At 37.7% G+C, this 14,222-nt stretch carries 10 protein-coding genes; 6 read left to right on the top strand and 4 right to left on the bottom strand.

The window, feature by feature from the left end:
* Positions 1-3: 3 nt before the first annotated feature.
* Both ACMAYL_RS05135 and ACMAYL_RS05130 read right to left on the bottom strand, forming a co-directional pair.
* Positions 4-2,004, bottom strand: a complete 2,001-nt coding sequence (locus ACMAYL_RS05135) for an alkyl/aryl-sulfatase (protein ID WP_412470835.1) — start codon at positions 2,002-2,004, stop codon at positions 4-6.
* Between the two features lie 115 nt (positions 2,005-2,119).
* The gene (locus ACMAYL_RS05130; protein ID WP_412470834.1) at positions 2,120-4,111 is read right to left on the bottom strand and encodes a transketolase C-terminal domain-containing protein; all 1,992 of its coding nucleotides are present in this window, start codon (positions 4,109-4,111) and stop codon (positions 2,120-2,122) included.
* 243 nt (positions 4,112-4,354) lie between these two features.
* Here ACMAYL_RS05130 and ACMAYL_RS05125 point away from each other — a divergent pair, with 243 nt between their 5' ends.
* From ACMAYL_RS05125 to ACMAYL_RS05100, 6 genes are all read left to right on the top strand, one after another.
* A complete protein-coding gene (locus ACMAYL_RS05125) occupies positions 4,355-4,594 on the top strand; it encodes a hypothetical protein (RefSeq protein WP_103216601.1) in 240 nt (79 codons plus the stop codon).
* Between the two features lie 65 nt (positions 4,595-4,659).
* The gene (locus ACMAYL_RS05120) at positions 4,660-6,090 is read left to right on the top strand and encodes an aldehyde dehydrogenase family protein (protein WP_392991152.1); all 1,431 of its coding nucleotides are present in this window, start codon (positions 4,660-4,662) and stop codon (positions 6,088-6,090) included.
* A 20-nt stretch (positions 6,091-6,110) separates the two neighbouring features.
* Positions 6,111-7,781: a hypothetical protein gene (locus ACMAYL_RS05115; RefSeq protein ID WP_103216603.1), complete on the top strand. Its 1,671-nt coding sequence runs from the start codon at positions 6,111-6,113 to the stop codon at positions 7,779-7,781.
* Positions 7,781-8,500 carry a glycerophosphodiester phosphodiesterase family protein gene (locus ACMAYL_RS05110; protein ID WP_103216604.1) on the top strand — a complete coding sequence of 240 codons (720 nt, stop codon included), beginning with the start codon at positions 7,781-7,783 and terminating at the stop codon, positions 8,498-8,500. Before ACMAYL_RS05115 ends, ACMAYL_RS05110 begins: the two co-directional genes overlap by 1 nt.
* An 8-nt stretch (positions 8,501-8,508) precedes the next feature.
* Positions 8,509-9,162 carry a hypothetical protein gene (locus ACMAYL_RS05105; protein ID WP_412470833.1) on the top strand — a complete coding sequence of 218 codons (654 nt, stop codon included), beginning with the start codon at positions 8,509-8,511 and terminating at the stop codon, positions 9,160-9,162.
* Positions 9,163-9,170: 8 nt separating this feature from the next.
* Positions 9,171-9,701, top strand: a complete 531-nt coding sequence (locus ACMAYL_RS05100; protein WP_103216606.1) for an NUDIX hydrolase — start codon at positions 9,171-9,173, stop codon at positions 9,699-9,701.
* On the opposite strand, the gene ACMAYL_RS05095 is transcribed toward ACMAYL_RS05100, so the two are convergent.
* The gene (locus ACMAYL_RS05095; RefSeq protein WP_103216607.1) at positions 9,698-10,219 is read right to left on the bottom strand and encodes an NYN domain-containing protein; all 522 of its coding nucleotides are present in this window, start codon (positions 10,217-10,219) and stop codon (positions 9,698-9,700) included. The genes ACMAYL_RS05100 and ACMAYL_RS05095 overlap by 4 nt on opposite strands.
* Positions 10,203-14,159 carry a hypothetical protein gene (locus ACMAYL_RS05090; protein WP_412469817.1) on the bottom strand — a complete coding sequence of 1,319 codons (3,957 nt, stop codon included), beginning with the start codon at positions 14,157-14,159 and terminating at the stop codon, positions 10,203-10,205. Before ACMAYL_RS05090 ends, ACMAYL_RS05095 begins: the two co-directional genes overlap by 17 nt.
* Between the last annotated feature and the right edge of the window lie 63 nt (positions 14,160-14,222).

Raw genomic sequence — 14,222 nt, 5'->3', positions numbered from 1 at the left:
TTTTTAAGGTGTCACGATATTAAATGTATTAGGAAAAGTATCTAATGTTTCATTAAGGGCATCGAAAACTTTCTTATCCCCACTATAGTTAATATTTTTCTCATCAAGCTCAGCAAAGGAAACTGCTCCCATTGCAAGTTTAACTAATTGTCCATGCTTTAAGTTAATTGATGCATTATCATCTGAAGCGAGCTGGCGATTTTGTTCTTGAGGTCTTTTCTTTGAATAGTTAAGAACACTATTTCTAAGGGTTAAGTAGTACCTTTGATTCCTATCTGTAATATTTAATTCCAGTGTTAAGTCTGTGCCATTGGCCTTTTCAGAATTAACTCTAACAGAGAGATAATCTAAGAGTAATTCAGCATCCATTTGAGATAAAATTGCAGGTGAAGCCGTTGCCGGTGCTGGCCGACCAACTCCGTAACGTAATTCTTGAGCTGCTTGAACATAGAAATTTCTCCAAGTCGCATTCTCGGATTGATAGGCCAATTGTTCATAAGTGTCTGCCAGAAGTTGCTTTGCTTTCACATTTTTTGGTTGTGCAAAGACAAGCTTATTTAAGACTTCTGCAACAAAGCGATACTCCCCAATTTTATAATCTTTGATGGCCATTTCTAAGACGTCTCCGGCTCCTCCCATATAAGCAATCGTTCTCTTTGCTGATTCTACTTCTGGGAGCGGATTTAGGTGAGCAGGATTACCATCAAAGAAGCCAAGGTATTTATCGTATACTGCACGTGTATTGTGACTTAGGCTTCCGTAATAGCCACGATTGGCAAAGTTTCTGGCGAGATTTCTATTTAACTTAATACTATCTGATAGCTCAGTTCCAGAAAGACCTTTGTTTAAACGGTTTACGGACTGATCATGAATAAATTTGTACAAGTCTCTTTGAGAGGCCATATGAGAGACGACTCGGTCATTTCCAAAAGTTGGCCAATGATGAGAATTAAAAAGGACTTCAGCCTTACTGTACTTTTCAAGCCCTCTTTGAATATGCTTTGACCATTTTAGACTATCTCTTACCTGTGCACCTCTTAAGGTTTGTATATTATGCATTGTATGGCTTAAGATTTCTGCTCCACAAAGTGCATTGTCTCTTGGGAAGTAGGCCATCATCTCTGTTGGAGCTTCCGCTCCTGGTGTAAACATGAACTCAATAGTTACTCCGTCTACGACTAAGCTTTTATCTCTATCAATTATTGTTGTGGGTTTAGCAATGGCGTATTCACCATTAGCAGTGTAGCTTCCTAGTCCTGTCCCAACAGAGCCTTGAGGCCCGAAGTCTAATGTTCGAGCATACATATATTCTGCACGTCGACTCATGGCCGTTCCTGCAATGACATTTTCACTTACTGACTCATAGACAAAATCCTTGGAAGCGATAACTTGAATCTTGCCGCTTTCAAGTTCACTTTTACTCGCAACTCCGTAAACTCCACCAAAGTGATCGATATGAGAGTGAGTGAAAATAACTGCTGTCACAGGAAGATTTTCTACATTTTTTCTAACTAGCTCTAATGCAGTTTTCGCAGTCTCTGTTGTCATTAAGGGATCAATAATAATCCATCCTTTTTTTCCACGAATAAAGGAAACATTTGCAAGATCAATTCCTCTTACTTGGTAGATATGGTCAGTGACACGAAAGAGTCCATTGATTGATGTTAGTTGCGATTGACGCCAAAGACTTGGGTTTACTGTTTCAGGTGGCTTTCCTTGTGTGAGGGAAGGAAATTTAGCAGGATCAAAAATCTCTTTCATTCCATCTTTTGATTTAATTGGCCCTTCAAGTTTTGCAATAAAACCCTTTTGAGAATCTTTAAAGTCTCGATCATCATCAAAGTTTAACTCTTGGGAAACGGCCTTGTGAGAATCCAGAGTGTGCCTTGATGCAGGCTTAGGATCATTAGTGAATGAATATCTTTCAGCTCGGGTACAACCTAGTAGTGAGATTAAGAGTAGGGCGGGGGTAATGAGATAGAGTAATTTTTTGGAATGAAACACGATTCCTCCTTATTGCATTATTAGAGTTACTTGAAGGGGATATCGGTTTTAGCGTATTTTAAAATGGCCTAAGAAAGGTAATAAAAAAGGCCTCATTTCTGAGGCCTATATTTAATTAGAATTGATTAATCATTGCATCTGCATCAAAGCCAAATTTCTTATAAAGCTCAAGTGCAGTGTATGAAGACTGACCAAAGTGGCCATCATTTCCAAGTGACTTCATATTAAATTCAAGTCCTTCTTGTTTTAGAGCATGACAAAGCATTGCTCCAGCACCAGCTGTTAGTTGGTGATCTTCAACAGTTACAATTTTATTTCCATTCTTTGCTAGCTGATCCTTGAATGTTTCAACATCAATCTTGTTAATAAATGGATTATTGATAACAGTAATATTTTTACCTTTTGCTTCAAGTTCTGTCGCTGCTTTAAGAGCTTGTTGTACAAGTGGACCGTGAGTTACGATAATTCCGTCCGTACCTTGTCTTAGAACTTGAGCTTTGGCCCAACCGTAGTTTGCACCATCAATATATGAAACTGGATGTTTTTCACGGCCAAAGAAAAATACAGTTGTTTCTGGTGTTTTTCCTTTGTTTACTGCTTCTTCGTATCTCTTAATTGCTTGATACATTAGGCTTTCAGCTTCTTCTTTCGTTGAAAGAGCAATGACTGTTGTATTTGGAATTCCTGCTACAGCAGAGAAGTAAGTTGTTGCTTGGTGTGAAGCACCGTCAGCAGCATCTTGGAAACCTGTATGTGAGAACAAACAAATCACAGCACCTTGAGAAAGCTGAGACATGATTAAAGGAAGATTTCCTTTTGTTACACCAAATTGTGCAAAAGTATCAACAACAGGAATGAATCCTTGTTTTGCCATACCAACTGCTGTTGAAACCATATTCGATTCTGCAATACCAATATCAACATAGTGATTAGGGAATTCTTTATGGAAGCCTGAAACACCAGTTGAACCTGCAAGATCTGAAGTTACAGAAAAAACTGGAAGCCCTTCTTTTGTTGCTTTAATCATAGCATTTGCAAGACCTGGCTGAACCTTGTCTGAAGGGGCCGAAGACTTAGAAGCCTCTTTTGGAGCTGGCTTTGAAGATAGGATTTCATTTGCCCAATTTTTAAACTCTTCTGGACAAGTTTCACCAGTATAAATTTCATCAAGAAATGAAATTAATTTTTCATCATATGCTCCAAGAGGATAACCATGACCACCAGACTTTGCTTCTTCAGTTGATTTTACACCGTAACCTTTGATTGTTTTGATAACAAGAGCAATTGGCTTAAGTTCATTTGATTTTGCTTTTGCAATATTTTCTTCGATTGCTTGATAAACTCTTTCTAGGTCGTGTCCTTCTTCAACTCTTACAAGATCCCAACCCATTTCTCTAAGAGCAAGGAAGCTTCCTTTCATATCGAAGCTATCTTCAGTAATACGCCCACCAAGTTTTGTATTATTATCACTGATAATCATAACAAATGGATTCATTTTACCTTTTTGTGCAAGACCAGGAATTGCGGCCATCGCTTCACGAGCTTCACCTTCCATACAACCACCATCAGAGATTGTACAAACAGTTACACGATCATTTCCAATTGCCTTATCTGCAAGAGCAAGACCTTGTGCCTGAGGAAGTCCTGAACCAAGTGGGCCATTTGAAATGAAAACACCTTCTGGATTTAAGTGAGCTTCACCGTGACCAGTAAGTTTTGATGTTATTGAACGGAAGCCTCTTAGACTTTCAAATGTAAGTCCATCAAAACCAAGATTTGCACGAAGAGCGTAAATTCCATTTTCTGCGTGACCAGCATCGTTTACGAAGTTAAATTTCTCAAACCAATTTGGTCCTTGTGAGAACATAATCGAGTGAAGAGCACTCATCATCTCTGCGAAGGCCGCAGGTCCACCCCAGTGGCAAGCTGCTCCACCAATAACTGCGTGTTGATTCATTAGGGCCACAAGAGCTCTTGTTGCTTTTGGGTCTGCAAGAGTGATTTCCTCTCCCGCTAAGTTATGAATTTTAGTTGCATAGATTGGGGCATTTGTTGGTGCCGTTGCAAGATGATTTTTTACTTTTAATGGGCTGATAGTTGCAGTCATTAACTTCTCCGAATTCGTTGATTTTCAATAACTTATAAAAGGTATCATGAGGGAATTTTTTCTGGCCAGAGAATATTTGCTGACCCATTAGATTGGCACTTTAGGCCAAATGTGTAAAACCTAAATACTTGAAAATACAGTAACTATAAATTTATTAAGTTTTATTTTAGAATGACGATAAAATCTATAGAAATCGTTGTTAAACAGTTTTTATGTATCTGAAATAACATGAAGGTGATAGCTATGTGTGATGCGTGTTCAGCTGCAGGGCGTAACTGGTCTTTGGCCAACGGACCTCGCAGAAGTAAAATGATTAAGGCAAGACTATACTCAAGCTTCAATGGAAGAGAAGTTAAAATTAAACTTTGCTATCTGTGTTCCATCAAATTATTTATGGGTGGAGAAGAACTCTTTTTAAAAGATAATCCTTCATTAAGTTATGAATTATCGACTCAACACGCTGGTAGTGAATTTGATTTTTAAGCAATATTAATTGACCCATTATTTTTAGAATAGATACAATACCACCTTAGCAAGGTGGTTTTTTTATGCAAAATTTTTCGCAATTTCGTTCCTCGTTCGTGAATGATGAATTTCTCTATGGTGAAAGCTCTATTGAAGTCCTTAATAAATACGATCAAAGTATTTTAAATGAAGTTGATCTCTTAGCTTCTCACCAATACGAAAAGGTTATTCAATCTTCACAAAATGCATTCGAAGAATATAAAAATTTTGATAGTGCCCAAAGAAGTAAATTACTATTTAAGCTTGCTGACTTTTTAGAAGAAGAGGCTTCGTTCTTTTCTCATTTAATATGTATGGAAGCGGGAAAGCCAATATCGTATGCAAAGGGTGAGGTTGCTCGTTGTGTGGAAACAATTAGGCTCTCTGCTGAAAAAGCTCGTCATCACAGCAGTGAAACACCTGACCTTTCATATGGGCCTGGTGCAGATAAGATGGCCATGATTCGCCATGAACCGGAAGGGATTATTTTTGGTATCTCTCCATTTAACTTTCCACTAAACCTTGCACTTCATAAAATCGCTCCTGCACTTGCTGTCGGATGTAGCATTATTGTTAAACCATCACCACAAACTCCAATTACTCTACTTGCTTTTGCAAAGCTACTTTCAAGAGTTGGTTTTCCAAAAGGAGTTGTGAATATTGTTATTTGTGAAGATGCTCTTGCACAAAGATTTTTAGAAGATGAAAGAATTAGTGTTTTCTCTTTTACGGGAAGTGCAAAAGTTGGTTGGGCGCTAAAGGCCTTAAGTGGAAAGAAGAAGTGTCTTCTTGAGCTTGGTGGTAATGCGGCCGTTATCGTTAATGACGTTGAAGATATGGAAGCTGTGACAGCTCAAATCGTTAATGGCTCTTTCTTATATTCAGGACAAATTTGTATCTCAACTCAGAGAGTTTTTATTGCCAGTGAAATCTTTGATGAATTTGTTGAATTATTTCTTGAGCAGGTCGAGACAATTGGTTCAGGTGACCCAAAAGATGAGAGTGTGATTAATGGCCCTGTCATCAATGAAGGTGCTCTTGAGAGAATTCATCAGTGGGTACAAGAGGCCATATCAAATGGGGCCGAGCTTCTGTGTGGTGGGCATATTATTGATGAAGACCACCATATTTATGCTCCAACAGTTTTAACTAATACAGATTTGGATATGAAGGTTGTTTCAGAGGAAATCTTCGGTCCTGTCGTGATTTTAGAGCCTTATGACTCATTTTCAGAGGCCATTGAGCTTGTAAATGATTCAAAATATGGACTCCAAGCTGGTGTTTTTACAAACAGCTTAGTAAATATGAAGGAAGCAAGTCAAAGAATCGATGTTGGAGGAATTATCTTCAATAACGTCCCAGGATTTCGCATGGATGCCATGCCTTATGGAGGGATAAAAGATTCTGGACTTGGACGTGAGGGAATCGCGTATGCGATGGAAGATTACACTCGAAAGAAGTTAATCTTATTCTAAAAATTTAGAGGGGAGAGAGGATGAAATCACTACTTTTACTACTAATTAGTTTATCTGCATTTTCATACGCACCAGATTGGGGACGTGATGCTAAAATTGAAAAGGGTGAGAATCGCGAAAACCTCTACCAACTATCTCAAGATGAATACGAACAAGTAACTCAAGATGGACTAAAGCACGCACTGGTTTGGCCAGTTAGTGTAACAGGACTTCTTATTCCATATGAAGCTTTTAATAATTTCTTTGAACTACGCGACGAAAAATTTGTAAACTTTGTTTTAACGACACTTGGTGAAAAGAAGTTTGGTGTTAATAGTGTTGAATCTTTCTATCAATGGCTAGGACTTAATCCATATAATAATGAAGATGCAACGGGGATTTATCGTATCCCTTATCCAGAAGGGCACAAGCCTGATTATTATATGGGAGCTAGTATTGTTGATACTCAGTGGGGAAAAGGGCTAACTTTTAGCTGTGCCACTTGTCACTCAGCAAGCCTTTTTGGAACAACTGTTATGGGCCTAACAAATAAAACAGTGAAGGCCAATGAACTTTTTGTTAAAGCAAAAAAACTTCTTCCATTTATTCCGACGAAGACATTTCAAAAAGTAACAAATGCAACAGATGGTGAAGTTGCAATGCTTAAGAGAACAAAGAAGAATATCCACTCTGTTGGAGCAACATCACCAATGGTACTTGGACTTGATACTTCACTTCCTCAAGTTGCTCTCTCTCTTGCTCATCGTAAACAAGATGAGTACGCATCAAAGTCTAAACTTAATGAAGTCTTTCCAAGATTTAATCCTCTTGTTTCAACAGTTGCCGACTCTAAGCCAATGCCATGGTGGACGCTTAAGTATAAAACTCGTTGGCTATCAGATGGATCAATTGTTGCAGGTAACCCAATCTTCACAAACTTCCTGTGGAATGAACTTGGGCGTGGAACAGATTTATATGAATTAGAAAAATGGTTACAAGATAATCCTGAAATTATTAAAGAGCTTACGGCAGCGGCCTTCTCAACAAAAGCACCACGCATTGATGACTTCTTTGATGTGTCACGTATTGATATTGAATCAGCAAAGCGAGGACAAAAGCATTTTGAGAATCGTTGTCAGAAATGTCACGGAGAATACCAGAAGAATTGGGATCTTCCTTTTTCTGCACTTATGTCCAAGAGTGAACAAATTAAGACGAAAAAGCTTATCTATCATGAAAAGACACCTGTTAAGGATGTTGGAACAGATCCTCTTCGCTATCAAGGTACAGCATACTTTGCTGAGGCTTTAAATGAATTAGCAATTTCTAAATGGATGAAAACTGTTGTGGAGCCACAAAAAGGATATGTACCACCACCACTAAACGGAATCTGGGCCCGTTGGCCATATATGCACAATAATTCAATTCCAAATCTTTGTGAGCTAATGACTCCGCCAGCGCAAAGAGTAAAAGAGTTCTATCAGATCCCAGCAGTTGATCCGATGCTAGACTTTGATTATGATTGTAATGGCTTTCCTGTTGGAATGGATATTCCTGAGGAGCGCAGAATTAGAGAAGCTTACTACAATACAAAGTTACCAGGGCTTTCAAACTCAGGTCACTACGAACGAATCTTTACGGATAAAGAGGGTAATGAACTACTTAGTGATGAGGATAAATCGGATCTTCGTATGTTCTTAAGAACATTATAATGACATTTTATCTCGATACTTATATTGCTCATCGTGGTTTACACGACGAAAAAAAACCTGAAAATACGATGGCCGCTTTTAAGGCGGCCATTAAACATAATTATGCTATTGAGTTAGACGTACACTTATCAAGTGATGGCCATGTGGTGGTCTTTCACGACGAAACCCTAGAGCGTCTAACGGGCAGCAATGGCAAAGTATCTCAATACACTCTCGATAGCCTAAAACAGCTCTATATCAAAGAAACAAAAGAGAAGATTCCTACTCTTAAGGAAGTCCTCGATCTTGTTAATGGACAAGTTCCACTTATCATTGAATTGAAGGTTATCGAACACAATGGAGAGCTTGAGTCTGAAGTCATGAAACTTCTTCAAGGCTATGAAGGGGATTATACGATTCAATCCTTTAATCCATTTTGTTTAAAGTGGTTTCGAAAGCACTATCCGGCCGTTATTTTGGGCCTACTTGTAACAAGAGATTTTAGTGATACAAGCCTTAATCCTCTCAAGCAAAAGATTCTTGAGAATATGACTTTTATTCCAGTTATCAGGCCAGATTATATTGGACTAGATATCGATACATACTCAAAGCTACAGCTTAGCATTATCAAGCATTTTACTTTTAATAATATTGTCTTTTGGACAGTAAGAACTAAAGAACAAATGAGGACAGCTAAGCGATTAGGTGCTAATATTATATTTGAGAATATTAAACCTTGAGTTAATTTATGAAAAAAATCGTAATTACAATTATCATACTTGCCATCGCAGCTGGTGGTTTCTACTTTTTCAATACAAAACAATCTAAGACAAATATTGCTAACGATAAAAACTCTCTAGAAGTGATGACTTCTCAAGTTAATGTCGTCGAATTTGAGGATACTCCTGCTAAGAAAGTTGCTGCAGGAAGTGAGGAGGCCCAAACTCTTGGTGCCAATGAGGGAACTCCTAACCTAGATCTTGATGTTGTTGATGATGAAGAACTTGAAAGAAGGCTAGAGGCAAAAGAAGAAGAATTTGATCGCCTTGAAGAAGAGTGGCTTACAAATGTAAAAGAGTTATTTATTAATGACCTTGGGCTTACTGAGAAAGAATATAAAGATTACCTCAGTATGAGAGAGGGTCTTTTCAATGATAAGGTTTCTGCATTTGAAGAAATGCATGATCAATTAGAAGAAAAGTATGGTGAAAACTATACATATAATCCAACTGAAGAAGAAATGGCGTTTGATCGTGAAATTCAAAAAAAGTATGACGATCTTCTACTTCAAAAAATTGGAAAAGATGCTTTCATTAAGTATCTTGAACTAAGAGATCGCACAAATGAGAAAATCTTAGAGGCGACAAAGGCAAATGACGCCGCCATGCTAATGGAGTTTTAGGGGCCGAAATGGAAAAATGGATTATTAAAGAGAGAAAGAACGTTTACCGCGGAAATATCTTTTTGTATGAAACCATTGTTGCCAATCATCCTACAAAACCAATTGGTGCAGGCCCTTATGATATTATCCGTCTTGCTGATTGGGTAAATATTGTTGCCATTACCGAAGACAATAAAGTCGTTCTTGTTAAGCAGTATCGCTTTGGAAAAGATGTAATCACAATCGAGACTCCTGCCGGTGCAGTTGAGCGCGGAGAAGATCCACTTGCTGCAGCTAAAAGAGAGCTAGAAGAAGAGACTGGCTATATTAGTGACGAGTGGGAAAGCCTAGGGCCTGTAAGTGTTAACCCTGCCTTTATGAGCAATACTGCTCACTTTTATCTCGCAAAGAATTGTCGCCCAGATGGGAAGCAAAATTTTGATGAAGATGAAGATATCGAGCTAGAGCTTGTTGCTGTAAATGATCTAAAAGATAAACTACAGGAAATAGATCACTCTCTTTCGGAGCTTTGTCTAAGTCGATACCTACTTAAGTCTTAGTTTCTTTTGTTCTTGCTATACTTCTTAGGTCTTGTTTGTCTTGTCTGGCCTTGAAGTTCAAACCAATCACTTTCATCAATTTCGTGATAATAGTCTGCTTCTTCAACAAGCAGGCTCGAAGTCGTCTCAGGGATTGAGGCGATTTCAACACGGACACCTTCTGCTCTTAAGTGGCGAACTAATTCGATATAATCAGAATCACCTGAAAGGATAATAATCGTATCAACCTTCGAGGCAAGCTGTGTCGCTTTAATTGTCAGAGGGATATCGGCACTCTTATGACATGGAATTACTGATCCATAGTAGTGATTGTGCAGACGCTCAGTTAGTTTAGAAGAGATATTCTTTCCTTCTCTAAAATAGATAAGGCGATTTAGCCCTCGATTATCTAAGAGTTTTGGGATGAGCGTATCAAAATTAACCATGGTATTTGAGTTATTTGTTACGCTGTGAATACTTCTTTCGATATTGTTGCCATCGATTAGGATGGCAACAGTTTGATTAATGAAAATTTCCATAAAATGCTTCACTTCCGTTTGATTGAACGTAGTCAGCGTGACATTTCTTAATTTGTGCTTCGATCATTTCAATACTCATTCCTTTGAAAATCTCGTTTAGCTCATCTTCATCAACGTCAGATCTACCTAGAGCACAAGCAGCTAATTCTTCTTTAAACATAATAGAAGGATCTTCTGGCTTACGCTTGTCAACTAAGAATCTCAATAGCTCACTGATATCAAGACGCTTGGCCTCAAAATCATTGAAGTATTTCTTAAACCATACGTGAGTCCAAGCGATATTAACTACACCTGGGTCTTTATGGTACTTTAATAGGTAGAAAAATGCTGTACGTCCAAAGGTCTTTAATTTACCTTTTAGTTTAGCAATACTAATGATTGCGTTCTTATATGCATCCTTATAACCACGATCTAATTCACCGCGGTCTAGTTTATTATCTGCATTTCTATCAAAACGAATATAAGTCGATTCGATATTTAACATTGCGCCAATAACAAGTGTGAAGTCTTTCTTTCTCCACCAAATCTTATCAACATCTTCAACACTTCTTGAGAAGATCTCAACACCTTTGATAAATTCAACAACATGCTCTCTGCTGTTGTTCTTTACATACTCTTTCAGGCGAGGGAAGTACTTTGAAAGATTCAGCTCGCTCTCACCAAATAATTTATCAAAGAATTTTGTACGAATACACTTTGAGTCCATTACAGAGAAGCCTGCTTCATCAACTCTAGTGTCACACTCTTTCTTCTCATAAAGATTTTCTTCTAAAAGAGTCGTGATCTTAGCTGCAGTAAAGATAAGTTCGATAAACTCACTTACTTCATCTAGGTTAATGAAAAGGTCACCACCAGAAGTTGCCTGGAAAAGATCCGATAGAAGAAGAATATTTTCACCAAAAGTTTTAAAGTCTTCAGTCCAAAGTCCCATTTCTTCAAGAGCGGCCTTAAGTCCAACTAGTGCGTTGTTAAGTTGGTTATCTGATAAACCTTTTGACTGTCTTGGAGGAGTTGTATCACCCTCTGTCTTATAACCCTCTAGCATGTGTGGAAGCACATTTCTAAAGAGCATGATCGAATTGAAACCAGTCTTGTTTCTTACGATATTCGCCTGATAAGTAGGGAATCCGTCTTTATTTCTAAAGTAGCGATAGTCACGAGCAACTTTAGTAAACTCTTCAATAAGAACAACATATGATTTCTTAGTGATGTACTTATACTCTGGAACTTCTCTCTCCGTTGGGTACTCACGACGATCAATATAAAGTGGCTTAGGCGAATTCATTCTCTCGTCAAAGAACTGGAAAGTTGAGTCTGAGAATAAAAGTGTCTCAAAAGCACTATCTGCAATATCTAGGATGCGATTAACAGCATCACTTGTAATCATTAGGTCAAAATTCTCACTTCCCGGAGGATCAAGCTCTGAACAAATCCACTTAGAACTACCTTGCTTATCGGCATCGTAAGCTGGGTTTGGTTTACATGGAATTGGATACATCAGCTCTGAGCGAGGGATTGGATCAAAAATACGCTGAGTAAAGTCGATTAGTGTACGCTTAAAATTTGAAACTTTAAGAAGTTCACTTTCATCCTTTGGATTATCCGACTTGCGATTAAGCTCTTTAATTAGCTCATCACCAAATGAAAGGATCTCTTTTGCTGTAAAATAATTCTTCTTCTCTTCAATAGGGTGGAAGATTGAGCGAGTCTTACGAAGCAGCTCAAGAACTTTTGCAATATTTTGAACTGATTGAGTATCATCAGAGAAGTCCGTAAAGAAGGCATCATAAAGTACTTCTGCTAGAGATTCTGATTTCTCAGTTAAATAATAAAGATCATCACGATTTAGAATAAGGTTATTTCCACCTAGTACTAGACCTTTAAGTGCCATGGCCTCTGAGTAAAGCTTCCAGTTAAATGGTTCTTTAAACATTCCGCTTGATTCTTTAAGACGAGCAATAAGTGACTTGATAAGACCATCTTGGTTAACAAAGTCTTTATCCAGTAGGTAATTAGCTAGTTCCGTTTTAATCGAAAGGAATTGATTTACATATTCCTTTCTCGAAATAACTTTTCTTGCCGTCTTTGAGTCTTCATCTTTAAATAGCTTAACATTCTCAATGTGCATATCAAGGAATGCTAGGTAGCGGTAAACGATTGCAACAACATTTACAGTTGATTTAAATTGCTTAAATGAAAGATAATCAATTTCTGGAGCAAGCCTTAGAATATTATCTTTATAGTTAAGAACAAGATTCTTAATGGCGATTCCCTTATCAAGGTCTTCTGGCTTACTAAAGAATTGTTCAATTAGCTTATTAATATCTGTAACAGTAATTACTTGGTCATTTTCAAGATCACTTAGAATAAGGTCTTGAACTGATCTAACTTGAGCTAAGAAAAAGTTGTTCTTTTCTAGTGGAGTCTTCTCAAGGTATTCCTTTGCAAGAAACTTAAGGTCAAAGAATAGGGCCGCAAGTGGATCTGTCTTTGTCAGAAGTGTCATTAACTCTGGGAATAGGAGAGTTTCACGGCTACCACCAGTTGTTACTACTTTCAGTGCCATAAATGACTTAACAACATCTTCGATTAGGTCGATGTCATAAAGCTTGATCGTATCATTAGCGAACTTAAGAACATTCATCTCGTGGTCACGAGGGATTGAAATATCTTCGTCTAATAACTTCTTTGCATTCTCACTTAGGCGCCCAACTTCGGCACGGAATTGCTTTTTAATCTCAACTTTTCTATTGAAGTCTTTCTCTTCAATGTCTTTAACTAGATCATTTAAGACATTTACTGACTCAAAAGATCTAAGTGCAACGTTAACAACTCCAAGAGATAGCTCAACGTCTGCATAAGAGAAAACTTCTGGGTTTCCACGAATTAGATCTCTCTTTGCAAAACGAATAAGTGACTTAAGTTTAACGTTGGTATCTTTAGTCGTACCGAGAATTGTTGAAATAAAGTCATCATCTTCGTTAAAGAATTCATCAATGATATTGTTGATATCGGCAATCGTGATGATATTTTCTTCTTTTTGGTGCTCGTAAACATAGAGCTTAAGCTCTTCTAGGTTATTAGCAAGCTTGTTGAAGTATTCTGATCCATCTTCGAAGTATTCCTTTTTAAGGAAGAAGATATCGATTGTATTCTGTAGGAAAACTGGGAAGAAAGTAAAAAGTTGGGCAAACTCATCTGAGTCAACGTAGATACGTGAACCACCAAGAAATAGTTTCTTAGCAAATAGAAGAGAGTTTAGAAGTTCCTTACCAAGTTTGAAGTCTTTTAGGTCTCTTGTAATGTCGAGGATTAGACTTTGAATATCGATGGCCTGTGCAGGTCCAGGAATTTGTTGAAGGATTTCATTTAAGTTTGAAGAAAACGCATCGGCCTGTGCTCTTAAGATGGCAGAGGTCTTATAGTAATCTTCTTTTGATTTAACATCTTGTAGGTCTTTAACTGTTGCAACGATTTTAACGGCTGAACGGTTAAACTCTTTTAGGATTTGAAAGAAAGAATCAATCTTCGTGCGAGACATTTGTCCCGGAATATCTCTTTGTAAAAGAGTGTTTAATTTAAAAAGAAGATCAAGGCCTTCAATAATATCGTCAGCAGAACCTGCTGGGTTATCCATATACTTGCGAGCAAATTTCACGATATCTTCACGGAAGAAGAAACGATTATCTCTGGACTCAACATATTTGAATTTATTTAGTGTATCTTGAACGCAATTAAGGTCTTTTTCGATATTAACTTCGAATAATTTTTTGATACGATCCGTGTCGATTTTGCAACTAGCTGAAATTCCGTCATACTCGGCGATGTCTGCACCTTCGACAGGGTCATCGTTGACGAAACCACAAGACGAAACTAGTAGTGCTACCAGAAGGTAGGTAATGAAATCTCGTAATTTCAATAACTTATTGTGTTTAATCATAATTCCCTCACCCAAATTCTAGAAAATTTCTAGTTAAATGAAAAGGAATAACCGAATATTTTG

The organism is Halobacteriovorax sp. RT-2-4 (assembly GCF_047085445.1).
Taxonomy (GTDB): Bacteria; Bdellovibrionota; Bacteriovoracia; order Bacteriovoracales; family Bacteriovoracaceae; genus Halobacteriovorax_A.
The sequence above is the reverse complement of the archived record's forward strand: the minus strand, read 5'-3'. Positions and strand labels throughout refer to the sequence as shown.

Bases quoted from the DNA above. Each gene is read 5' to 3' on its own strand.
- ACMAYL_RS05115 (WP_103216603.1), top strand. From the start codon at position 6,111: ATGAAATCACTACTTTTACTACTAATTAGTTTATCTGCATTTTCATAC.
- ACMAYL_RS05105 (WP_412470833.1), top strand. From the start codon at position 8,509: ATGAAAAAAATCGTAATTACAATTATCATACTTGCCATCGCAGCTGGT.
- ACMAYL_RS05125 (WP_103216601.1), top strand. From the start codon at position 4,355: ATGTGTGATGCGTGTTCAGCTGCAGGGCGTAACTGGTCTTTGGCCAAC.
- ACMAYL_RS05110 (WP_103216604.1), top strand. From the start codon at position 7,781: ATGACATTTTATCTCGATACTTATATTGCTCATCGTGGTTTACACGAC.
- ACMAYL_RS05130 (WP_412470834.1), bottom strand. From the start codon at position 4,111: ATGACTGCAACTATCAGCCCATTAAAAGTAAAAAATCATCTTGCAACG.
- ACMAYL_RS05100 (WP_103216606.1), top strand. From the start codon at position 9,171: ATGGAAAAATGGATTATTAAAGAGAGAAAGAACGTTTACCGCGGAAAT.
- ACMAYL_RS05090 (WP_412469817.1), bottom strand. From the start codon at position 14,159: ATGATTAAACACAATAAGTTATTGAAATTACGAGATTTCATTACCTAC.
- ACMAYL_RS05120 (WP_392991152.1), top strand. From the start codon at position 4,660: ATGCAAAATTTTTCGCAATTTCGTTCCTCGTTCGTGAATGATGAATTT.
- ACMAYL_RS05095 (WP_103216607.1), bottom strand. From the start codon at position 10,219: ATGGAAATTTTCATTAATCAAACTGTTGCCATCCTAATCGATGGCAAC.